A 24257-nucleotide genomic window follows, 5' to 3' on the forward strand; every position below is an offset into this window, starting at 1 on the left:
TTGTCGCAAACAACCTGTCTGTTTAGTTCGTTATAAACCTATACCCACCAGCTTAAAACGTATGAATCAAACGGTTTTGATTACAGGTGGCACCGGCTCTATCGGTCGTCGCCTAACTCAGTTGCTCCAACAGGAAGGTTATCAGGTATCGCTTCTAAGCAGGTCGCCAAAGACTATCCCCGATGTACGTGTTTATCAATGGGATATAGCAAAAGGGCATATTGATCCACAGGCTATTACTACTGCCGATTATATTATTCACCTCGCCGGAGAAGGCATTGCTGATGCACGTTGGACTGACGAACGCAAAGATGAAATTTTGAACAGTCGCACGCAATCGACCGAATTGCTGGCTCAGACATTAGAGGAAACGGATCATCATGTAAAGTCGTTTATCGGCGCATCGGCCATTGGGTATTATGGTGCTGATACCGGCGACCGACCGCTGACAGAAACCAGTGTAGGAGGCACCGACTTTATGGCGCAGGTGGTGCGGGCGTGGGAACGTTCAGAAGAGCAGATTGCCGCCCTAGGCATTCGCACGGTGAAAATGCGGACAGGTATCGTGTTGACAATGGACGGTGGTGCGTTACCTAAATTAGTTCAACCTATTCGATTGGGTGTCGGCGCACCCATTGGCTCCGGTCAGCAATATATGTCGTGGATTCACCTCGACGATCTCTGTCGAATGTACATTCAGGCGCTGACCGATAAGTCGTGGCAGGGATCTTACAACGCCGTTGCCCCCAATCCTGTTACGAACGAAACGTTAACGCGGGCAATTGCTCAGGTGCTGCATCGCCCTACGATTTTACCAACGATTCCAGCTTTCGCTATTAAGCTTTTGTACGGTGAAATGGCTATTGTTGTCACTGGTGGCAATTATGTGCTAAATAAACGCATTGCCGAAGAGACAACGTTTTCCTATAAGTATACTGATTTGAATAAGGCATTGGAGGATTTGTTGAAATGATAGTAAAGAAGCGCGGGTGGAGACCCGCGCTTCTTTACTATCACCTAACTCCACTCCCGGTCAGCAGAATCCTTCGTATTCCACACGTCGGTGGGCGCAAACCAGGTTCCTCCTTTCTTGAGGAATTTCTTGGCGACTTCCTCATTCAATTCGACACCGAGGCCTGGCTTTTCTGGAACCCGAACAAACCCTTTTTCAACGATAGGCTTCATCCCGGTAATCAGATCTTCCCAACCGGTCACGTCGACACCGTGATGTTCCAGGGCCACAAAATTCTCCGTAGCAGCTGCGCAATGCACGTTCGCCATCATCGAAATGGGCGATCCAGCAAAGTGCATAGCCATTGGAATACCCTTTTCTTCGGCATAATCGCCAATTTTCTTGGTCTCTAATAAGCCACCTGACGTTGCCAGATCGGGGTGAATCATATCAATGGCTTTGGCATCAATAAGTTTGATAAAGCCTTCTTTCAGATAGATATCTTCACCGGTCAGTGTTGGTGTGTCAATAGCATCTGAAATCTGCTTCCATTGATCGGTATAGAACCAGGGGACAAGGTCTTCGAGCCATGCGAGTCGGAAAGGCTCCATCGCCTTACCAATTTGAATGGCCGTATTTACGTCGAAGTGCCCGAAGTGGTCAGCGGCTAAAGGCGTATCGTAGCCGACAATCTCGCGCACTTTACCAACGTGTTCGACCAGTCGATCTAACCCTTTTTTCGTGACCTGAATTCGTGTAAATGGGTGTTTTGTGTTAGCGTAGTTGCCTAGTTTGCCAGGTTCTGAATCATTCCATTGTCGTTTTACACTCCAGTTATTGGCATTCACCAGCATACCTGGCTGATCGGCCAGCATACCAATCCCGAAATCCATTTTCAGGAATGTATAGCCTTGATCCCGGCGCTTTTTCATATTCTCGGCAAAACCTTCGTAGGTATCAGCTTCCGGCGTGTCGGCATACAGCCGAACGAAGTCACGGTATTTGCCACCAAGTAGCTGATAGGCAGGTACATTGTAGGCTTTTCCCGCCAGATCCCAAAGCGCCATTTCAACACCACAGACGCCCCCAGCTGCTCGGCTTTGGCCGCCAAACTGCTTAATCTGTTTGAATATTTGCTCTACGTTACAAGGATTCTTTCCCAGAATCCGGCTTTTTAACATGAGTGCGTAGTTGGCACTGGCTCCGTCGCGCACTTCACCCCAGCCAACAAGGCCCTGATTGGTATCAATTCGAATAATCGGGCTGCTAAAGGGCACACCTTGCAGAATGGCTACCCGCATATCCGTAATTTTCAGCTCTGATGGCTTGGCAAAACGGCTCACTTTCTGGGTAATAAACTCCAATTCCTGCTCTGGCGATTTATCGAACATAAGACCGAGTGAAAGGCCGCCTAATCCTGCTTTACGGAAAAAATCACGGCGGTCGGAGGAGTTGTCGGGAGAAGACAACCGGGAGAAAATGTCTTTCATGGCAAAACTTGAGGGGTTTAAGGCTATTCTGTACAGAATTTTAGAAATAACTCGAATGCTATTTCCTGACAAATGTGAACTACCGTATAATGCGATCCAGTATGCTAGTTCAGGATGTATATAAGTAGGCTAATGCCAGTATTTTACTTATGCTGTAGTCTTTTTGATTTAGAATTCCTCTTAAACTCATCTTTTCTCAGTATCGAAACTGATTCTACTTACGCAACGGAATTAGTTTGATTGACTAGTCAACTCTACCTAAAGCAATGACAAAACGAACATTCGTCCTATTGACAATCATCACCCTTTCGGTGAGCTTTTTCGCCCAGGCGCAACGGATCGGTTCATCGCCCGAATACATAACGGCCTTAACCTCAAACTGGAAAGGAGAACGCTTTCCTGATGGTCGTCCGAAGATTCCAGATATCGTTCTGGAACGTTTACAGAATTGCACGCTGGAGCAGATTTGGGGCTATTTAGGCAAAAAAGGCTACCGGAATCAGGTCGAAAAAGACTGGGTCATTCTCAAGCCCGGCGAAACAATGACCGGACGCGCCGTAACAGCCCAGTTCATGCCCACCCGTCCCGATCTTGATAGTCTGGTCAGAGCACAGGGTAAAGCTGAAGGCCGTTCTCAAAAAGGAGGTATCAACATCTGGCCAATTGACATCCTGACTAAAGGCGATATTTATGTAGCTGATGGTTACGGAAAGATTAAAGACGGTACGCTGATTGGGTCGAGTCTGGGGAATGCTATTTACGGGAAAACCGGGAAAGGCGTCGTCTTTTACGGATCTGTCCGGGATATGCAGGAGTTAAAGGATACAAAGGGCTTCAATGCCTGGGTAAAAGGCCATGATCCTTCTTACATCAAAGACATGACGCCAACGTCTATTAATGCGCCCATTCGTATTGGCGAGGTGACCGTATTACCCGGCGACGCGGTATTTGCCAACGAATATGGGACGGTATTTATTCCAGCTCACCTTGTTGAGGGATTAGTGTCAGCTTCTGAAATGACTGCACTGCGTGACGAATTTGAGCGAGTGCTCTTACAACAAGGCAAATATCCATCGGGCGAAATCCACGGCGATTGGTCAGAGAAAATCAAAGGTGAATTCAGAACCTGGGTTGGTAAGTATCCTAAGAAATTAGCGATCACTCAAAAAGATGTAGATGCCTACTTGGCAAAAGAAGGCCATTAAGCTATTATTTTTAAACGCAGAGGATGCAGAGATAAACGCAGAGAGCACAGAGAAAACCTCTGCATCCTCTGCGTTTATCTTTGCTCACCCTGCGTTTAAACCACTTATTAACCAAATTTCAACCTAATGAATAGTAAGTACGCTGTCTTCACATTAACATTAGCTCTTTTCGTTACAGGCATTTCGCTTGCGCAAACAATCCCCAAAGACGAGTTGGTCTTTTTAACATCCGAGTGGAAAGGTGAGCGTTTTCTGGATGGTCGCCCCAAAATTTCAGATAATTTAGTGGAACGGGCTAAGCATATTGGGCTTGATGATGCCTGGACCGTTTTAAAAAACGAAGGTTACACCAATCAGTTTGAAGGCAACTGGAAACTGATTCATAATGACGTACACGTAACTGGTCGTGCCGTGACGGCTATGTTTATGCCTAGCCGACCGGATGTAGAGAAGACAATCAAGGAACGTGGCATTACCAAACAGGGACGAAAGGGCAATACGAATACCTGGCCGATAGAAACCCTGACCAAAGGCGATGTGTATGTAGCCGACGGATTTGGTAAGATTGGTGGCGGAACCTTAGTTGGAGCAACCTTAGGCAATGCCATTTTCAGTAAAACAGGCAATGGAGTTGTATTCAACGGTGCTGCCAGAGATTTGCAGGAGTTAGAGAATATCAAAGGATTCAATGCCTTTGTCCGGGATTTTCACCCGTCCTTCCTCGAAGAAATGGTGCTGATGGGACTAAATACCCCAATTCGCATTGGCAATGTAATGGTACTACCCGGCGATCTGGTGATCGCTCAACGAGAAGGCGTTCTTTTTGTCCCCGCCCACATGGCCGAACAGGTTGTTAGCACTGCCGAATTTGTGACTCGTAAGGATCAGTTTGGCTTTGAAACCGTTAAATCCGGGAAATACACCACTGGCCAAATCGATAGTCAATGGACCGACGAAATTAAAACCGATTTTCTGAAATGGCTTGGACAGCATCCAGAGTTAGGTACTATGACCCGGCCTGAACTTGATAAAGTGATGAGCAAGCGAACCTGGTGATTTAGTAGCGCGGACATTCTGTCCGCATAGCAGATATAAAAATCAGATTAAGGCTATCTGGACAAGATGTCCGCGCTATATAAACTAAAAAGGCTCCCGCTGAAAAGCGGGAGCCTTTTTACTATAAATCAATTCTTAATTTCTAATAAAACTTCGCCCGGCGATCTTCTACTTTGGAAGCATCTTTAATAGCCTCATTGATGTAGAAACCTACACGCGAGGTGTTGTTTTGCTGAAGCTGGGTTTTGTACATTGTATAGTCAGCAATGGCAGGAGCGGGTGTTAATGAAGCTGTTTCCATAATCAACACGCCACTTTCACCGGCGAATGGTTTCGACCGTTTGCCGGGTTTCAAACCAAAGGCTTTGCCAAGTGCTACTGGATCAACACCTGCGCTACGCAGGAAGCCGGTAGCCAGATTAATATCGTCGGCCAGTTCAACCAGAGCACCTGAACCATATTTCTCCGCGATGCTCTCAAGCGTGCCACTGGCATTACCTAATTTGCCAATGATCTGCTCACCTTTCAGTTCGTTACGAACTTTAGTAGTCAATTCATTGCGGTAATCGCTAACTTCTACTTTGTCTTTTTCCGTTTTATTAGTCAACACAGCAATTACATACTGATCGCCTATTTCAAACGGTTCTGAAACAGAATTAAGGTCGGTTTTGTCGTTGAACGCCCACCGAACAACTTGCCGCACTTCAGAACCCGATAGCGCATTAATCTGAGCAGCCCCTTCTGGAATACGATCAGCAGTAGCAACTACCAGTGATTTATCTTCTTTCACTTTAGCATCAAACTCCTCTTTACTGTGCACAGTCGACGCGAACTCATCGGCTTTGCGCAAAGCTTCATCACGAGTTGTCTGGCTTGGAGCAATCGTTTTGCCAATGGCCGCTATACGATAGAGGATATTGGTTTTAGGCTGCGTTACCTTAAGGATGTGATAGCCAAACTCGGTTTCAACCAGATGAGGAATCAAGCCTGCCGAAGTAGCACCAAACACAGCTGATTCAAATGGCTTCACCATCTGACCATTGTTTTTGAAATACCCGAGGTCACCACCCGCCTGAGCAGAACCATCCTGGCTGTTAGCCTGTGCCAGCGCTTCAAAACTAGCACCACCCTGAATTTGCTTCAGAATACCTTCTGCCTTACGACGGGCTTCTGCTTTCGCCGAATCGGCCAGGCCTTTCGTCTGAATCAGAATGTGACTGGCGCGAGCCGTAAAGCTGGTGTCTTTCTTTGTGCCGCCGTATTTGTAGATGAAATACGTATTGTTTTCGCGGAAGGGACCATAAATACCACCCGGCGTAAAGGTTGGGATAGCCGCCCGAAGTTGTTCTGGCATTTCGCCCGCTGTCAGGTAGAGCGGAACACGCACGTCGCTGTTTTGTTGTGCAAAAGTCGAGTCGTTAGAGGCTGCACCTAATCCACGTGCCAATGATTTAATGTCATTGTACAAGGTTGCACTGTCTTCTTTAGAGGGTGCAACCGAGAAGGTTACGTACTGAATCGAACGGCTGTCAGTACCAGGATACTCATCCTTGTGCTTGCTGAGGTAATCCTGCAACTGTGAGTCCGTTACCTTAACGGTTGTATCGTTGATGGTATAGTAGGGGACGAACAGGAATTTCACATTCGCTTTCGAGTTCTGGGCCTGATATTCCTTCTGCGCTTCGGCAGTTGTTGCGAATACCGACATCCGTATCAGTCCTTCGTATTTATCACGCAGACGATTCGAGCTTAAATTTTTCTCGAAGCTAGCCCAGGCAGCCTGCTGTTGTACTGGCAGATTTTTCAAGCCTTTCAGGTAGCTGATAATTGAGCTCTTGTCGAAAACACCCGTTTGAGGATTCGTAAATGCCTGACGAACGGCGGGGCTGATATTATTACCCTGCACCATATCAACGAGTTCTTCAGGCGAAACCTGAAGACCAAGCTTGTCGAATTCTTTCTGGTAGGCAATTTCGAAAATCATCTGATTCCAGGCTTGTTCCCGAACCTGGCCCATTTCCTGATCGCCAGGAGCGCGGCCCGTTTGTTGTTCGTATTGGGCCCGGAGTTCGTCTATTTTCGCATTGAACTCTTGATAATCAATGGATTGTCCGGCAATTTCCCCGACTTTTTGTTGATCGCCACCGAACAGCAAACTACGGCCGCCGAGCAAATCTCCACCCACAATGAACAGGATCAAACTAACGGCGATAACACCTACAGCCAGCCCTGAACGTTCTCTGATCTTATTAATGACAGACATCTCGCTTTTAACAGTCAATATTAGCCCGCAAAATAACAATTTTCCCCGTTGGAATACAAGTAGTAACTGTATATCTATCCCCAAAACTGAGGAGTTGGCTCCACATTTTTTAAACAAAAACGGTGCCGACTCTCTCAGGAGCTGACACCGTTTTCAAAAACAAAGAATAACTTAGTTATCCTTCTTCAATTTACCGCCTGCTTTATCAAAGGCGTTTCCTATATCACGCCCTGCGCTTTTAAAGCCTGATTTTACGTCTTTCCAGGCATCGGCGGTTGAATTTTTAGCTTTATCCATGTCTCGGGACAAATGTTCTCGTTCAACTTCCAGTTTCGCTTTCTGGCGTTCGGTTTCGGCTTTGGCCTTATCGCTTTGTTTGTCAGCTTTTATCTTTAATTCATCAATTTTTTCGTCCAGTTTCTCCTTCTGTACCTTCATTTTAGCGACAATTTCGTCGCGTTCGCGTCTAAAATCCGCAGCTATTTCATCCGATTTAGCGTCAGCTTTCTCTCCCGCTTCTTTCAGATCTTCTTTGGCTTTTTCCGTAGCATCCTTAGTATCAGCGGCAATAGCATCGCCCGTTTTTTCCAGCGCATCTTCGGTGCGCGACTCTTTCTTTCCATCTGAACCGCATGCCTGCAATAATGCCAGTGAAGCAACCAACATCATTGTTCCGGCAACATGTTTAAATCGGGTCAGTACTAATTGTGGCTTTTTCATAACGATTTGTGTGTAGTTTGATTTCTACCAACGCCGTTGGCAAAGGCCGTGCCAGAGTTGGTAAAGTGGGAGTTGGTAAAGTGGGAGTTGGTGGAGTGAGTGAAGTAAGTGTAGTGGGTGAAGTAAGTAATGGAGTAGACGACGAACTGTACTCATTACACTTACTACACCTACTGCACTCACTTTACCACTCCACCAACCACTACTTCCACTTAATCGCACAGCCAATAGGTTTCGTGATTGGCGATTGCACAGGTCGACCAGCTAACAAGCTGCTAACAGCCTCATCGATGTATCGTCGTTGTACACTGGTTTCATCCTGAGGGCTGTCGTCAATTGTACCCATATACTCCAGAATGAATTGACTATTTGTCTGCTTGAGTACATACACCTCAGGGGTGCGGGTAGCTCCAAAGGCACGCGCGGTTGCCTGCGTTTCGTCAATGGTATATGCATAGGGGAAATTCTTGTCGCTGGCACGAGCTTTCATATTCCCGAACGAGTCTTCTTCGTAAGCGGTTGGATCATTGGGCATGATGGCCAACACAGGAAAACCCTGCGCCGAAAATTTGCGATCCAGTGCGATGAGCCGATTTTCATAAGCTTTGGCAAATGGACAATGATTGCTGGTGAAAACTACAATCAGCCCTTTTTGACTGCGATAGTCAGCCAACGAAATAGTACGACCATCCACACTTTTCAGGCGAAAATCGGCCACGACATCTCCTAATGTATAGCCTTTGGGTTGCGCATTTATCGCTGTCAGAGCTGTCAAGATTAGCAGCGCCGTTAGTGTAAAGCGTACTAGTTTATCTGTTTTCACTGGATTATTCATTTTCAATTAGACAACAAACACAAGACAAAGATTAGTTTACCCTGAATTTGGTCTTATGCTTTTATCAGGCATCAATCACAAAGTATTGGTATACAGTTTCCTAAAACGGAATAGTCAAATGCATGCGTATTTTAGCCCAATGAATCGACTACTGTTATGGGTAATTTTCGCCGGGCTTATCACCAATACTGCTGTTGGTCAGGGTTTACGAATCGTGAGCGAAAGCAACCTGGAATTAGGGCGATCCAGCTGGCGTTTTATGCCTGGTGATAATAAGCGTTGGGCCGATTCTGCCTTCAACGATAGGTCGTGGAAAAAGCAGCCTATCGAAACAACTATTGAACTCAATGACACGATATGGCGAAAAAACCAGGGTTGGTTTCGTCAAACGTTACATCCCGGAGCAACTATTCTCAAAAAAGACCTTCGGTTAGTTGTCAAACAATTTGGGGCGTCTGAAATTTATCTTGATGGCCGCCTGTTCGCCGTGCTTACACCTCCCCGATTTGATTCAGGCGGTTCTCAACGGCTCATTCGGTTCGTCCCGATTCGATTTACCGATACGAACCAGCATATACTAGCCGTCCGTTATCGGTTCCGGCGCGACCCAATCGTTCAGGCTTCGACGGATATTTCCCCCCTTAGCATTCACCCTCAGGAAGCCGATGAGATAGGCGTTTCATTAGTTGACGAAACTCAATGGCCAGCGGTACTAAGTGGGTGTATGATAGGCGTATGTGGTATTTTGGCATTACTTCATTATCTATTTTATCGGGCTAACCGGAGCCAGCCTATTAACCGAACGCTGGCCTGGGCCATGCTGTTTTTTATGCTGGCGGCCTCTATGGCTGAATTGAATGACTTTGTCGGTACGCTCACCTATGTTTCATTAACAGACCTGATTGGCGATGTGAGCCTTCATGCAGGTTTTGTACTGCTTCTTACGGGCGTTTATCAGTACCTACACCTCCGCCGAAGATGGATTTATTATGGTATACTCACCATAGTCTTTATTGACCAGCTTTACCGTACTGGCATTGGTAGCCTCCTGAACGAATTTGGCTGGGTTCCGTTAGCACTGGTCATAATCGACTACATCCGGGTTAGCTGGCTAGGCCGTAAAACGAAGGACGTAGATGCCCGTTTACCCTGGAATTCACTCAAAGCATCCCTCTATTGTTTCCTGCTCATTATTGTATGTGGCCTTATTCTTGGCCTTGCAGAATCGCTTATAAAGGACATGATAGAGTACATATTAGTCGTTTTTGTACTACTTGTTGCAGGGGCTATTTTCAGCATTCCCGTTGGGTTGTCCCTCTCCTTAGTGCGCGATTATACCCGAACGTACAAAGCCTTGGGCAATAATCTTCGGGAAGTAGAACAACTCTCGGCCCGGACACTGGCTCAGGAACAAGAAAAACAACACCTACTAGCCCGCCAAAATGAACTACTGGAAGAACAGGTGCAGGCCCGTACCGCCGAACTTCATCAATCGCTGGAAGACCTGAGAGCAACGCAGGAACAGTTAGTGCAGCGAGAAAAATTAGCCTCCTTGGGTGAACTTACAGCGGGGATTGCTCACGAGATTCAGAATCCGCTCAACTTCGTCAATAACTTCGCCGAAGTGTCGGTCGAATTAGTGGAAGAGCTACATGAAGAACGGGAAAAGCCCGAGGGGGAACGTGATAAGGAACTGGAAACAGATTTATTAAGCGATCTGGGCCAGAATGTACAGAAAATCAGCGATCACGGTAAACGAGCCGCCAATATCGTTCGGGGTATGCTCCAACACAGTCGAACCCGTTCGGGCCAGAAACAACCCACCGATCTAAACGCGCTAGTCGATGAGTATCTACGATTAGCTTATCAGGGACTCCGAGCCAAAGATAAATCCTTCAATGCACACCTGACGACCCGTTTTGCGCCTACTCTTCCTGCTGTCAACATTGTACCGGAAGATATTGGGCGAGTATTGGTAAATCTGTTCAATAACGCCTTTTATGCCGTTCAGCAGAAAAGTCAGTCAGAGCTGGACTTTGTACCGACGGTTTCTGTTCAAACTGCGCAGGATGATAATCAACTTGTTATTCGAATTAGGGATAACGGCACCGGCATTCCCGACGAAGTTCGTCAAAAAGTATTCCAGCCTTTTTTTACTACCAAACCCACCGGGCAGGGCACGGGCCTTGGTTTATCACTCAGCTACGACATTGTTGTTAAAGGGCATGGAGGCTTACTTAAGGTAGAAACAGAACCGGGAGAATTTACAGAATTTACCATTACGCTCCCGGTTGAGTAAATCACTGCGGTATCAGTTCATATTGATCAATTGTATTGCCCGTTTTACGGCTCTCGGCTGTGCGTTCGAGCTTCAATGATGATCCGTCGGGTTCAGCCAGAATGTAATATTCAACGCTACCGCCTGTATTGGTAGGCTTGGGATTCAGATTCGCTAAAATCAGCCGTTTGTTATCTGTCGAAACAGTCCAGGTGCCAACTGTCAACCGACCATCAACATCTTTTAGCTGAACGGTATCGGCTCGGCTCAGGTCGAGCCGGAAGTTAGTGTAACCTGGCTTGATATTGTTTGTGGCGCCGAGCGTAAATACTAACAGATCAGCCTCTTTCACAGTATTGGCTTTCCAGACTTTATTGATCAGCGATGTAATCGGCGCGACCGTTTTAGGCTGGCATCCCACCAGAATGGACAGCAGAAGTACTGGTATTAGTCGTATAACGAGCGTTTCATTTTTCATGGTAACAGAATCCGTTTGGCTAGTTTTCGCCCGTCGGCAACAATAGTAATGATGTACAGACCTGTAGGCAACGCATCCAGATTATAGTCCCAGCAATCAGCCGGACGAACCTTCCGATTGTCGGTTAATACAATCCCTCCGTTGGTAGTTTGCAGATGCACCGTCGTCTGGGCTGTTGTAAACCAGTTGGTAATCACGTGCAGGGTACGTTGGCTCACAAAAAGCGTGGTGTGGGTTTCCAGTTCATCTTCCACGGCAATAATCACCTCTTCAACCCGAGCCGTCGCTACGTTGGAATAACCCGAACTACCTGCCGTATTGATTGCTTTAATGCGATAGTAGTAAGTTGTGAACTCCTGTAAACCCATGTCGACATAAGTCGTTTGCGATGCCGGAATCTGCTTGATTTCGGTAAACGGACCGTTCGGGTTGGTTGCTCGTTCAATGATCACCGTAACGGCGGTAGCTCCCAGGGCAGCCCATGTTAGTTTGATCTGGTCATAATCAAACACCTGAGCCGCCAGATTAGTGGGCGTGGCTGGTGGTGCTAAAGGCGTAGTGGCGCAGGTAGCATCGGTATAGGCCGAATTACCAGCCGCATTTTTGGCCCGAACCCGATAACAGTATTGGGTATTGTCGGTCAGGTTCTTGTCTTCGTAAGTCGTGGTATTGGCAGGAGCATCAGCAATTTTGGTAAACGTGCCGGTAGTACTATTTCCGCGCTCGATCTCAAAACCGCTCTCATTGTTTGATAGGTCGGCCCAGGCTAGATTGATCTGACTGGTCGATACAGCCGTAGCTGTCAGCCGAGCGGGTGCCGCCGGAGGGATGTCGGGAGTAGCCACACAAACTACGTTCGAGTAGCCTGACGTACCAATGGTATTTTTGGCCCGCAAACGGTAGCAGTAGTTTGCCGCTGGTATTAGCCCCTGATCCTGATAAGTCGTTGTGTTAGCAGGTAAATCAGCAATTTTGGTAAATGTCCCCGTTTGACTGGTTCCCCGCTCAACCTCAAAGCCCGTTTCATTTGCCGATTGATCAGCCCAGGTCAGATTAATTTGCGTAGCCGATGCCGGAGTAGCAGCCAGATTAGCCGGAGCAACTGGGGGCACATCGGGCGTGGTGGCATCGGCGGTGTTCGAATAAGGCGATGGCCCAGCCGCATTGACCGCCCGAATCCGGTAATAATACTTTGTATTGGGTGTTAAGCCTGTATTCTGGAACGAGGTCGCGTTAGCAGGGGCATCACCAATTTTCGTCCAGTTCGTTCCATCTGAACTCCGCTCAATGTCAAAGCTGGCTTCATTGGCCGATAGGTCGGCCCAGGCCAGATCAATCTGCGTCGCCGAGATGGCTGTAGCCGTCAGGCGAGCAGGGGCTACAGGCGGCACATCGGGCGTAATGGCATTGGCGATGTTACTATACGGCCCGGTACCCGAGGCATTCGTACCCCGAATCCGGTAATAATAGCGGGTATTCTGTGTCAGATTCGGATCTGAATAAGTAGTCGCATCGCCAGCAACACTGGCAATCTGAGTCCAGCCGTCGGTTCCATTAGCACTCCGCTCGATCAGCACATTAGTAGCTGTTGCTACAGCGGTCCAGGTCAAGTTAATTTGAGTCGTAGAAGTAGCTGTAGCGACCAGGTTCTGTGGAGCGCCCGGTGGACCAACTGGTGTTGTAGCATCAGCCGTGTTCGAGTAAGGTGACGGACCAGCCGCATTTTTGGCCCGAACCCGGTAGTAATAATGGGTTTGGGGGCTGAGACTCTGATCGGAATAAGAAGTCGCATTGGCACCGACGTCCGCAATTTTGGTAAAGTTAGTCCCATCGGTACTGCGCTCAAGCTCAAAGCTGGCCTCATTGCCCGATAAGTCTGCCCATTGCAGATTGATCTGGTTATAGGAGATTACGGTTGCGGTTAGCCGGGCGGGAGCGGTCGGGGGCGTATCAGGCGTAATCGCGTTGGCCACATTACTATATGGACCCGAGTTGCCACCAACGACAGCCAGAAGACGATAGTAATAGCGCGTATTGGGCGTTAAGCCGGCATCATTGTAACTCGTTGCATTGCCAGCCGGATCGGCTATTTTCGTCCAGCCATCGTTCCCATTTAGGCTACGCTCGAGCTGGTAAGTCGTTGCCCCAGATAGGCCCGTCCAGGTCAGATTGATTTGGGTGGTAGAAGCCGCTGTAGCAACTAAATTTTGCGGGGCTCCTACAGGTGGGGCCTGCGTGGTAGCGCACTGGATGTCTGAGTATCCACTGGCACCAGCCCCATTCACCGCCCGAACGCGGTAACAATATTGCGTACTGGCCTGTAAGCTCTGGTCGCTATAGGTGGTGGCATTCGCTCCCAGATCAGCAATTTTAGTAAAAGGCGCCGTGGCACTGCTCGCCCGTTCCACCTGAAAACCCGTTTCATTATTCGAAACATCAGCCCATTGTAAATTGATCTGGCTGCTCGATATAGCAGTGGCTGTCAATCGCGCAGGTGCATTAGGGGCGCTCTGTTGAGTTGTCGCACAAACAACACTGGAATATTCATGGCCATTCTCAGCGATTCGGTAGCAGTATTCTGTGCCCGAACTTAATCCATTATCCGTGTACTCACCGCCATCGGACAGTGTCGAAGCGATTAGACTCCAGTTGCCGGATTGCCCAGTTCGTCTCTCGATGCCGATGCCATTTTCTTTCCCAAAACCTGTCCAGGTTAGTTTGATAGAACTAGTGCCAAGGGCCGTTGCCTGAAAATTCTTTATGTTCGTGGGTGCCAACGGGATAGATGCACAAGCGACATTGGAGTAGCCAGACGTGCCCCCGGTGTTACGAGAGCGAACCCGATAACAGTACTGGGTGGCAGCCAATATACTATTATCCGTAAAAGTTGGCGCTCGGCTATAGCTTACGGTTTGCACGACAGTAAACGGGCCACCCGACGAGGTTCCACGTTCGACGGTATAGTCAACGGGTGTTGATCCAGAGCCGTTATTCCAGGTTAGTTTAATGCCACTAAAGGCTTGACCAACAGCTACTAAATTCGTAGGCTCACCAGGAGGAGACAGGGGAGTGCTTATGGTAAATTCATTCGAATAACCGGAGGAGGACGTAACAAATACCGCCCGAACCCGGTAAGTATACGTGCTATTTTCTGCTACCGTTTTATCCTGATAAGTCGTGACATTAGCGCCAGCTTCACCAACTTTAACGAATGTCGCAAAGTCCTTCCGCTCGATCTCGAACTTGGTTTCGTTGGATGAATTGTCTTTCCAGGACAAATTAACCTGATTATACGAAGCCGCCGATCCTGTCAGATTACCCGGAACGTTGGTTTGAGCCAGGGCAGAGCTGATAGTCAACCGGATCAACAAGCTAATGAATGCGGTATAAACGAATGTTTTCATTGCCTTAAGAGATAGAAGTTAGCGCCATTCGACACCGACTGGGCTTGTTGAATCGCTTTCGCGCTTGTCGGGTTGAACAGCCACCAGCGTGTATTGATAGGCAATACCTGGTGTAGCTTCCCGGTCAATGAATTCGGTTTGACGACCCGGCACTGTGCCAACCAGCCGGGGCCTATCTGTTTTGGGGGTGTATCGATAAATCAGGACTTTGTCCAGCGAATTATCCAGCGGAGCATCCCAGCCCACCTTAACTCCTTTACCCGTTACCACAGCCACCAGCCCACGGAGAGGTAGAACGGGAGGCAACGGCACGAAATACGTCACCTCGGTGCTGAACGCACTGAATTTATCATTGAGACCATACGCCCGAATCCGGTAATTGTAATGACGGCCGAGTTGCACACTACCATCTTCGTAGCTATTCCGGGCGCGGTCGGTTGGGAGTTGACGATAGAGTTCCTTAAAGGCTCCTTCTTCCTCCTGCCGTTCGATCAAATAGCCAATTACATAAGGGTCAATGGTTTGCATGTTCTCCCAGATCACGAGTGCATGATCTTCCTTTTGCACGATAGCCGGATTGATAGGCGTCGCCAGACGAGCCGGAAACCGAGGATCGGAGTAGACGACCTGACTCATAGGACTCTGGTTGTAGCTGGTATTCACTGCCGTTACTGACCACCGATAGCCTACCCCAAGCGCTAGTTTGCTGACCGGAACTTTGTATTGAATGACCGAATCCGTTGAGATAATCACACTGGAGTATTGGGTCATCGGCCCGCTGGGGCTATTTGAAAAATAGAGATAGTAACCACGCGTATCGACATCCGCCCGCTGCCAGCGAAACGTCAGGGTATCGTCTGCCTGCGCCAATCGCAGGAAGGAAGGTGGCACCAAAGCCGATCGGTTAGCCTGTAGCATGCCCGACACTTTTACCGATGCGGGCAAGGCATCATACGTACCGTTGGGTCGAAGCTGGTAATAATAGCCTTTCACGGGCTCTACACGGTTGTCGTAAAAGACCGTATCGGTAGGTAAGGCCGAGGCAATCCGTCGGAAACTGTTGTCGTAGTTATCGCTGCGCCAGATTTCGATGGATCGTAAATCTTTGGTCGATGCCAGGCGCCAGCTGAGTCGAATGGCATTGTTAGCCTCTGCCGATGTAGTCCGAATGTCCAGAATTGCGGGAATCTGTTCGTTCGGGCGTAGGTTGGTCAGGGTAAGAGTGTCTGAGGGGCGGCTTTCGTTGCCCAGGAAATCGGTGATTAACACAACGTATTGATAAAGCATTTTTCGGCGAACCTGACTATCTGTAATCTCCAGAAGCACCGAGTCTTTCTTCCCCTTCCGAAACCCCCAGTCGGCGCCACACTCAGTAAAGGCAGTCTGCCCGTAGGTAGCCCGAAGGATTCGCACACCTGCCAGATCGGGTGTTGATTTTTGAAGCAGATACGTAATTTTTACCGCACTGCCATCGGCACTATGCCGCAACGATTTGGCGGTTACCGCCGGTTTTGCTCCCGGTACACTCACCGTAACCGGACTTCGGCTAGGACCGTCTCCCGTATTGGTCATCGGGCGAATGCGGTAGTCATAGCGTCGTCCCTGCACGACGGCAGTATCTAAAAAGCCAATCCCAAACGCTTCGAGATACTGCGGATTCCAGCCGTACGAATTCAGTGAATCGGCAGTGGCCATATCCCGATAGCGGGCATACAGGAGCCGGGTTAGCGAATCGTTCGGCAGTTGGTACAATGGATTTTTGCGGGTTAGCAGGGTCAGTCGGGCAATCAGATCGGTGGCACTACGCGGTGCTTCATCGGTCATGTAGACCGATTTCCATCCTGCCTGACCGTTGCCCGTTTCGAGCCGTTCGAGTATGTAGCGCGGGCCATGCAGGAGTCGGTCGGTCTGAATGAATACACCATAACGACCGGCAGTTGCCCGTGTTTGCTGTGCCGAGGCTGATAGCGTCAGCGAAAAGGCCAGCAGAAGAAAGAGGATAGATTGCGTTTTCATTGGTCGTTTGTGGTACAGACATTGCCGGGGCATTTGTCAAATGAGCAACTGACACTAGGCGATACCTTGGGTTTTTCTCCGTATTTGTAAGAGGCTGTTGCGCCCAGCTTGAGGCAGAAATCAGCACTGGTGCCAACATTATAGCTCGGCAAACCGGGTGGATCGACGCCCAGACTGACGGAAAATCCAGCACTCAGTTGCATATTCATCGTCATGGCAATACTCTTCTCTGCCGGATTTAGTGTCAGGGCAGCATCTGCAAAACCGTTCTGATAGATGTCGCCCGAGGCTTCGACGATCAGAATCTTACCGTGTGCATACGCATGCGCACTCACGCCGAGACCCGATCCAAAATTCCAGGTCCCGCTCGTGTAATTACCAAAGAAGTAGCCATCGACATAGGCATCCAGGCCAACGCTATAACCGCCAACCCCTGGCACATCCAGCTTGCTACTGAAGTTGCCAATAACCGGTACTGGAATCTCGCCCGTTATATAAAACCCTTTGAAACTTTGCGAGAACGTGCAAGGCAGTGCTTTTCGGTGGCTATTGGAGAACAGAAGCGCATTCGCATCGCCTAAATCCTGGCTGTCATAAAAGCCCATCATAAAGCCCCCTTTCATATCGACCGGAATAATCAGGGGCACATTCAGCAAATTGCCCGAACCCACCACATAAAACCCTTTGGGATCGATACGTACCTGCGCCACGCCGGAGAAGGTCATCGTTGGTGGCACGGGCAGATTACTCACCGTCAACGTACCTGTAAAGCGGTTTTGTTGTCGGTCATAAACCAGACTCAGACCACCGATTCCCGTATCGATGCCATCCAGTTTAATCTGCTGCTTATCCGCTTTGATCTCACCATAGGCTGTAAACGACAGGCGATTCTGTTCGTTTTCGGCCAGTGTTCCCATTCCCTTTGGCAGTCCAGAAAACGTCATCAACTGCCACTGGTTGTTCGACACCGCCTGGTGGCAATACACCGTCGAGAGTCCGCGTGAACCATCGAGCAATACGCCCATCGGTTTAAACTGCCCGTTTGCCGAAGCCTGATAATACTTTGTATCGTTTTTAGAATCAGTAATGTCGGCTGGGTTGTTGCGCAGGCTGATCAGGGCTGTCTCATCGTGCAGATCGAGGTTACGATCGTGAGTGATGTGTGTGTAGCCATTGGTATGTACCAGCAATGTATTGCTCAACAGCAGTTTATCAGGCTCCTCCGACTTGCCCCGAATCGCCATAACGCCATCGGCAAAGAAGATCGCCGTACTTTGGCTTCCATCGGCAGCTACGTCATTTCCCGCTTCGAAACCCAGGTATCCTTTTGTTTCGAACTTATAGCCGGCGGGTACAATCGTCTTCAGTTTCACGGCTCCTTTGTTGGGTCGAGAATAGATAAACCGCATCGAGATATCCTGGGGCGCATTGGGAATTTTGTTCGACATGCCCGCATCAAAGGCAAAGTAATCGGCACCGGTTTCGATGGTCGTTGGCCGAACGTCGATGATATTGAAATACTTAACCGACTGGCTACCTGAGCCAAACGAGACCACATTTTCGCCATTATCGAGCAGCGAAAGCGTCGCAAATTTCAGATCCTGCGTCAGGCCCGGCACCGATTTGGCAGGCAACGTAGCAGCGGCTACATCGCCCTGGGGTACGACGACTACAGACCAGTGCCCTTTCATATCGGAGCCGGTTTGCGCGTCGTAGCCGAAGTAGGCCTTCCCACCAAGATTCAACTGGGCAATACCAGCCAGATCGAACGTTTTTGTTGGTGTGACCTCCAGCTTAAAGAGATCGCTGCGTAGATTGAACAACGTAATAGGCATATCGACTACGCCCGTTTTCACGACGCCTTCAGTCGAGTAAAAGCCGCCCTGCTTGTAATCAAGCGTCCAGTTGCGCACTTCTACACTCCATTTGCCAGCCAGGGAGAATGTGAGCGGTGTCTTCCCCGTTTTGGCATCGACGGTATTGTTTTTCAGCACCAGATCGCCAATACTAACCGTCAGTTTCGATGGGTTCGCATCTTTGACCGTACAGGTCATGGTTGGACTGAGGTGAATTTCGTCGCCCACTAGTCGCGAGCCTTCCAATTGGCTTACGGCATCGAACCCAAGTAATTTCAGACTCATTGGCTGGCCGTTGCTTTGGGCAATACCAAACTGGCTCCATTTGATTCCGGTCTGGCCAGCGTCGAAAGCAGTTACCAGTGGTTTGTTGCCGGGTTGACCGCTGGCATCGGGATCGTACAGGAAGAACTGCCCTTTCGCATACGACAGCAGGCTACTTGGGAAATTGAATGAGTTGTCGATTACCTGCGCCTGGGCCATGATCTTTCCCGTCGAGCTTCCCGGTGTCCGTACAACTTTCAGCTTCCCGTACTGCCCATCGGGCGAGATCAGCCGGATATTGTATTTTACGTTCTGTATCTGAAAGCCAGCTTTTGCATGGTAAGCGAGGTTGTCGAGTATACCCGTTTCGAGTTCGACCGTTTCGCTCGCAGGTATACCTTCCGTAGGATTTTTGGGGTCCGCTTTGAAGACTACATTCTTGAACCGGATTTTCACATCCTTATCCAACAGGGCAAACGGCCCCAGTTTTGTATTGGTCAGATCGACGGTACCCGTTACGCTAAGCGTTTTAGGGTCAACGGATTCGACAGTAATTGGGAAACCCCAGAGGGTACTGAGTTTAAACTTGTCGAAGTCTGTTAGCGTGAGCTTGAGTGTTTCGTTTTTTGCTTGAGGCAGGGTTTGTTGTGTGCTAACTCCAACATACGAATCGTAGGCGATCAGCCCCAATGCAGCAGGATTATCGATTGGCGTCTGGTCACTAACCGTAACATTGTTCAGCGTACTCTGAGGGCTTACCGTACCCACCTTAGGCGCCGTACCTAATGTTGCTCCTGAGTTGCCGGAACCTGAACTGGCCGGCTGACTTGACCCTGAAGACGTCCCCGATGGTCCAGCTTTCCTGGCGGTGGCTTCTATCGGAATGGATGTACCATCGAATGACTTGGAAACTTCGAGCGAGAAGACGCCCCCTTTACCCGATGTTGTGCTGTATTTTACCGGTGCATTGCTTCCTGTTGGCACAAATACCTGAGCACCTTCAATCGGAGTTTCTTTCCCGTCGGTCGTTTTTACCACAACAACCCCTTTTATGGTTCGGGCTGGCTCAAGCTTAATGGAGCGAATCACATCGACTTTAGTTTCCACATTCGTGACTGAGACGGTCTGCGTAACATAGCCCGGTGCCGACACTTCTATGAACAGGTTTTCGACCGAAACATTCTTGAATTTGGCTTTCACAAGGCCGCCGTAATCACTTGGCCCGAATACAAAATCAGGTTCGCTTTTGCCAAAGAGTTTAATGATTCCACCAACTACCGGACCTTTGGTTACGACATCATTCAGAAAGAAAGCAATCCGGTGATCCCGTTCAAAGAGTTTAATGTCACCAGCTTCGATTGTAAAGGTTTCGCCCGACGCTACTTGCTTTGGCAATGCGTTATGAATGCTCAACGCGGTCCTGAAATAGCTGATATTGACCGGAGTAACTTTGAGCGAATCGGCCGTTAAGGGAGCATTGATCGCGAAACGCCAATCGCCCTTGGCATCTTTGGCGGTCTTGAACACAAACCCGTCGTCGGCCTGAACATAGGCTTCGATGGTTGCTGTTTTGTCAGTGCTGTTATCAACGTCCACCGTCCGCCCACGAATCGTTGTATTGGGTTGCATTAGCAGCCGGTCGTAGTAACTATTCTGGCCCAGCATCACGTCGCCGATATACACTTTGCTATCCGGTACGATTTTTTTAGCGACCGAATCGTAATAGCAATAGCCTGGGGCTATAATCATCATCGACGCATTTTTCCCTGGCTTTAGCTGGAACGGCTTTAGTAGCCAGCCATTGGCATCTGTCGAGGTGATCTGTGACTGCTTGCCATTGCCATCTTCATCGTAAGTCAGAAAAACAAAGGCATCCTTTAGTCCCTTGGTTGGGTTGGTTTTATCGACCACTCGTGCATTGACGGTAGGCATACCGGGAGCCAGATAGCGCTGCACCAGATCGGAGGCAAAGTATTTGTACTGATCCGCGAATTCGAGCGACGATGCCGCGTAACTATTGTTTATCAGCACTTTCGAATTGACGTCGGTATCGTGCAGTTTATCGCCCAACCAATACCCATTTGCTGGCTGGCACCCTTCATCCTTACTATAGTAATCGGCCCCTGAACTTTGGTAAGAATCAGCATACGCAATAGCCTGTGACTGACTCATTGGGCCTTTTATTTCAAACGTTATACCGCCCGGCGGACTCGGAATCCGTACATACCAGTTCGTGGTGCAGTTTACATAGGCATAGTTCGACTTCGTTTTTCCGGCCTTATCCGATTTCTTTTTCTCCGCATCGGTTGGGGTTGCCGTATATACCGATCCCCAGGCCTCACTCACCAGAATACGCTTCAGCGAAACCAGTTTGTAGTTATTTAACCCATCAATGCTCGATTCGGTCGAAATGAAATAGGCATCGTTTTTCCCATTGGCCATCACCATCCGCGGGAATTTCACCATCCCATCGGCATCCGATTTCGTAGTGGCAATAACCGTAAAGGTCTGGTTGTTAAACGTCTGATTTGTTCGTACGCCCGTGCCTTCATCGGATGGTGGCAGCATATTGGGGCCACTTGGCACATTCGATTGCGGCACACGCAGAACGGATACTTTTATGCCCGATAAATCCTGTCGGACGCCCGCCTTTTGCGCCAGCACTTTCGACAGGCCAGTTGTATCGGACTTAATCTGAACATTCAGGTTGTAACTTCGAACGACGGCGACAACAGGGCCAAAATTGTAGGCCGCCTGTGGCTTGATCTGCTCACTAACTTCATCACCAAAGGTTTCGGCCGGACTCGCGTAGTAGGGATTCTCGACCATTACCCGTATGGCCCGCACAAATACGGCCGATGGATTGACAAATTCTCCCGAGCCAGTAGCTTTTGTAGCAGGCATTGTTCCCAGTGGAAGCGGCTTGGTCAGCTTGACCGAAAACGTAAATGAGCCATCGGCACTGGTGACTTTGGTATCCAGTATCGGACTGAAACCCTCGTGAAAGCTAGTGAACTCTGGATAATTCGGGACAAGGCTCGAATACGTACCATTCTGAGTATTTCGGTAAACCACCTGTAAACGTACCCGCGTATTACCGAGCGGTTTCACCTGCGCTCCATTCGTTCCACCATCGGCAAATTTGTAGGTTAGTTTACCGCTGAACGTCATTGTTGGCGCTTCGTCGGTCTGGAGGTTGAAGGTGTAGTTTTCGATGCGAGCGGGTGTAGCATCCAATTTACCCTGGGGTGCCTTGAAATAAAAAGACTCAGCGTCCTCTGGCTTTTGTCCACAGTTCGGGCAGTAAATACCGTACCCATCGGCAGGAAAAAGAGCGTATGTGAGCCGGTCGAAGGTAGCTCCGTAGGCTGTGCCGTTTTTCTGAAGAGGAGCGATGCCGATAAACTGATAACCAGCAGCTTCCACCTCTTTTCGGGCATCATCGGCGGGGGCACTCTTCATTGACTGACCAAGCGTATTGCCAATTGACTGCGACCCATTGGCCACACTCACCTGTGGGCCTGTAGATGTAGACATCGTCATAACAGTACCTCCCGAAATCAGCTGAGTAGTTTTTGCGCCCGAACTTTCTCCATTCTGACCCTCTACCGGAAGCCTGTATTTGAGATAGTCTTTCATCGCTGCACTTGGCTTGCGATACAACACCAGGTACTTTCCGTCTAATTTCACATCAGGGGCATCGGGCCAGTTGTTGAACGATTGCTTTGCCGTCACGCTGAGCTGATAACCCGACGCTAACCAACTGATTCCCTGAACCGTATATGTACTAGCCTCGGAGCGGGAAATCTGAAACGTATTCAGATTATCGGTCTGATAATAGCTGCCAACGTTGGCTATAGGCTGGATATACGGATTGACGACATCGACTAAGCAGCGAGTAGACATCTGTGTGGTATCGGTTCCGTGCAGCGTTGATTTAAGCACCTGGATTCGATAATTCCCCGACGCATCCGATTGCCCATAGGCTACTGTTCCGCGATAGGTATTGGGAAATACCTTCATCAATGCAACCTGCGTATTTGGCAATAAATGAGGTGCCCCCGTTTCGCCAGGGTACCGAAAGGCCAGTACTCCTTTGATGGTCAGGCTGTCTGCCGCATTCCCTTTGTCTTTGGCTACCAGCGAAAATGAATGAGGCTCGGCCGCCAGTGGACGACTGTCCAGATTCGCCTGTTTACGTTGGATATCTGTTACACCAAGTAATTCAACCTCAGCTTGGTACGTATTCCCTGTAGGCATCCCACTTGGAAGCTCGGTATTCTCCAGTTGCAGGTAAGGCGTACGCACCTGACGCTCCAATACCACAGCCCCAGCGGTTCTATTTTCCAGTTTGCGCACCCGTACCCGATAACTCAGGCTTGCAACCCGATCGAGCAGGGTTTTACCGGGTTGAGCATTATAGACTTTACGTAGGCTAGCCTCCAGCGTTCTGTCAAGCTCCCAGGTCATGTTAAACGGATTGTTATTGCCCACTTCTATCACAGGCAATTGTTTAATACGCCCAACCCCTGGCTTCGTAATCGTTACATAGGTTTCAACCGGGTCTGGGGCCGTTTGCTCGGGACCGTACCGGAACGCACAAACGGGGCTTTTACCATCGTTCAGCAGATTCAACTTGCCAGACCGATCCACGGCCTGCACCCGCCAGGCGTAGCGTTTGCCGAGTTTTAGGGGCAGGTATTGTGGGCCATATAGAAATGTGCTGGCCGTCAGGTTTTTAATTTCGATGCCCGATGGGGGCAACACTACCGCGTCGATAAATACGTTAGGATCAACGTTTTGCAACGGCAACTCAATAATGCGGAGCGTGTAGCTAACCTGGGTTGGTAAAATTCCGGCTGGTGGTGTCCAGGTAAAAACCGTTGCCTGGGGTGTCGTTGGAATGACTTCACTATCGCAGAAAGGTGTAATCAGAATGGGCGGCTCGATGGTTCTGACAGCAAAAGGTGGTGAACAACCCAGTGGAAAGCCCGACGAAAGCGGCAAACTGGTACGATTATCATACGCCTGAATACACACCTGATAATTCCCTTCGGGTAGAGGTTTACCCCGATAGAGCAGGTCTTTATTGATGCCTTCTACGCTAATCTGGCTCAGATCGAACGATCCTTCGAGGTCAGGGCGCGACAGAATACGGGTTTCGCCGGGTGCCAGTTTCAGTGGGCGAGTCGGCCGAAAGTTTGGTAGTGTCTGAATGACTACCCCATTATCACCTTCTACCCGCCCTTGTAGTCGCACGTCGAGCGAGGTTAATGTTGTATTGCGGACAATCACCTGAATCTGCTGTCCAGCTCCTGCATAGTCCTGCAAGTAAGCGCTGTAAGGCGGCATAAGGTTGATGGTCACCTGCACCTGCGTCTGGGCGTGAACCACCCGAAACAGGAGCATAAGGCCAGCAAAAAGGAGTGCGCGTTTCATG

At 49.2% G+C, this 24257-nt stretch carries 12 protein-coding genes; 4 read left to right on the top strand and 8 right to left on the bottom strand.

What is annotated here, in order from left to right; translation table 11 throughout:
- Positions 1–61: 61 nt before the first annotated feature.
- Complete coding sequence (locus GO755_RS11635; RefSeq protein ID WP_157584933.1) at positions 62–973, top strand: TIGR01777 family oxidoreductase; 912 nt, start codon at positions 62–64, stop codon at positions 971–973.
- A 44-nt stretch (positions 974–1017) separates the two neighbouring features.
- Here GO755_RS11635 and GO755_RS11640 read toward each other — a convergent pair whose 3' ends face one another.
- Complete coding sequence (locus tag GO755_RS11640; RefSeq protein ID WP_157584934.1) at positions 1018–2442, bottom strand: mandelate racemase/muconate lactonizing enzyme family protein; 1425 nt, start codon at positions 2440–2442, stop codon at positions 1018–1020.
- Positions 2443–2708: 266 nt separating this feature from the next.
- Between GO755_RS11640 and GO755_RS11645 the strand changes: the two genes are divergently transcribed.
- Together GO755_RS11645 and GO755_RS11650 are read left to right on the top strand one after the other, a co-directional pair.
- Positions 2709–3647 (top strand): RraA family protein, encoded by a 939-nt coding sequence (locus GO755_RS11645; protein ID WP_157584935.1) that lies wholly within the window; start codon positions 2709–2711, stop codon positions 3645–3647.
- Positions 3648–3773: 126 nt separating this feature from the next.
- Positions 3774–4703 (top strand): RraA family protein, encoded by a 930-nt coding sequence (locus GO755_RS11650; RefSeq protein WP_157584936.1) that lies wholly within the window; start codon positions 3774–3776, stop codon positions 4701–4703.
- 142 nt (positions 4704–4845) lie between these two features.
- Here GO755_RS11650 and GO755_RS11655 read toward each other — a convergent pair whose 3' ends face one another.
- The 3 genes from GO755_RS11655 to GO755_RS11665 all read right to left on the bottom strand — a co-directional run bounded on the left by GO755_RS11655 (position 4846) and on the right by GO755_RS11665 (position 8521).
- Positions 4846–6966 carry a peptidylprolyl isomerase gene (locus GO755_RS11655; protein ID WP_157584937.1) on the bottom strand — a complete coding sequence of 707 codons (2121 nt, stop codon included), beginning with the start codon at positions 6964–6966 and terminating at the stop codon, positions 4846–4848.
- A 171-nt stretch (positions 6967–7137) separates the two neighbouring features.
- On the bottom strand, positions 7138–7686 hold the full coding sequence (locus GO755_RS11660) for a sll1863 family stress response protein (RefSeq protein ID WP_157584938.1): 549 nt from the start codon (positions 7684–7686) through the stop codon (positions 7138–7140).
- A 202-nt stretch (positions 7687–7888) separates the two neighbouring features.
- Positions 7889–8521 (bottom strand): thioredoxin family protein, encoded by a 633-nt coding sequence (locus tag GO755_RS11665; RefSeq protein WP_157584939.1) that lies wholly within the window; start codon positions 8519–8521, stop codon positions 7889–7891.
- Between the two features lie 139 nt (positions 8522–8660).
- Here GO755_RS11665 and GO755_RS11670 point away from each other — a divergent pair, with 139 nt between their 5' ends.
- Positions 8661–10820: an ATP-binding protein gene (locus tag GO755_RS11670; RefSeq protein ID WP_157584940.1), complete on the top strand. Its 2160-nt coding sequence runs from the start codon at positions 8661–8663 to the stop codon at positions 10818–10820.
- A gap of 1 nt (position 10821) precedes the next feature.
- Here GO755_RS11670 and GO755_RS11675 read toward each other — a convergent pair whose 3' ends face one another.
- From GO755_RS11675 to GO755_RS11690, 4 genes are read right to left on the bottom strand one after another with little or no spacing between them, the layout of a single operon-like run.
- Positions 10822–11277 (bottom strand): hypothetical protein, encoded by a 456-nt coding sequence (locus tag GO755_RS11675; protein ID WP_157584941.1) that lies wholly within the window; start codon positions 11275–11277, stop codon positions 10822–10824.
- On the bottom strand, positions 11274–14681 hold the full coding sequence (locus GO755_RS11680; RefSeq protein WP_157584942.1) for a fibronectin type III domain-containing protein: 3408 nt from the start codon (positions 14679–14681) through the stop codon (positions 11274–11276). The genes GO755_RS11675 and GO755_RS11680 overlap by 4 nt, the downstream gene beginning before the upstream one ends.
- A gap of 18 nt (positions 14682–14699) precedes the next feature.
- On the bottom strand, positions 14700–16697 hold the full coding sequence (locus GO755_RS11685; protein WP_157584943.1) for a fibronectin type III domain-containing protein: 1998 nt from the start codon (positions 16695–16697) through the stop codon (positions 14700–14702).
- Positions 16694–24256 (bottom strand): hypothetical protein, encoded by a 7563-nt coding sequence (locus GO755_RS11690; RefSeq protein WP_157584944.1) that lies wholly within the window; start codon positions 24254–24256, stop codon positions 16694–16696. Before GO755_RS11690 ends, GO755_RS11685 begins: the two co-directional genes overlap by 4 nt.
- Position 24257: the final 1 nt, after the last annotated feature.

This window comes from Spirosoma arboris (genome assembly GCF_009754945.1).
Classification (GTDB): Bacteria; Bacteroidota; Bacteroidia; order Cytophagales; family Spirosomataceae; genus Spirosoma; species Spirosoma arboris.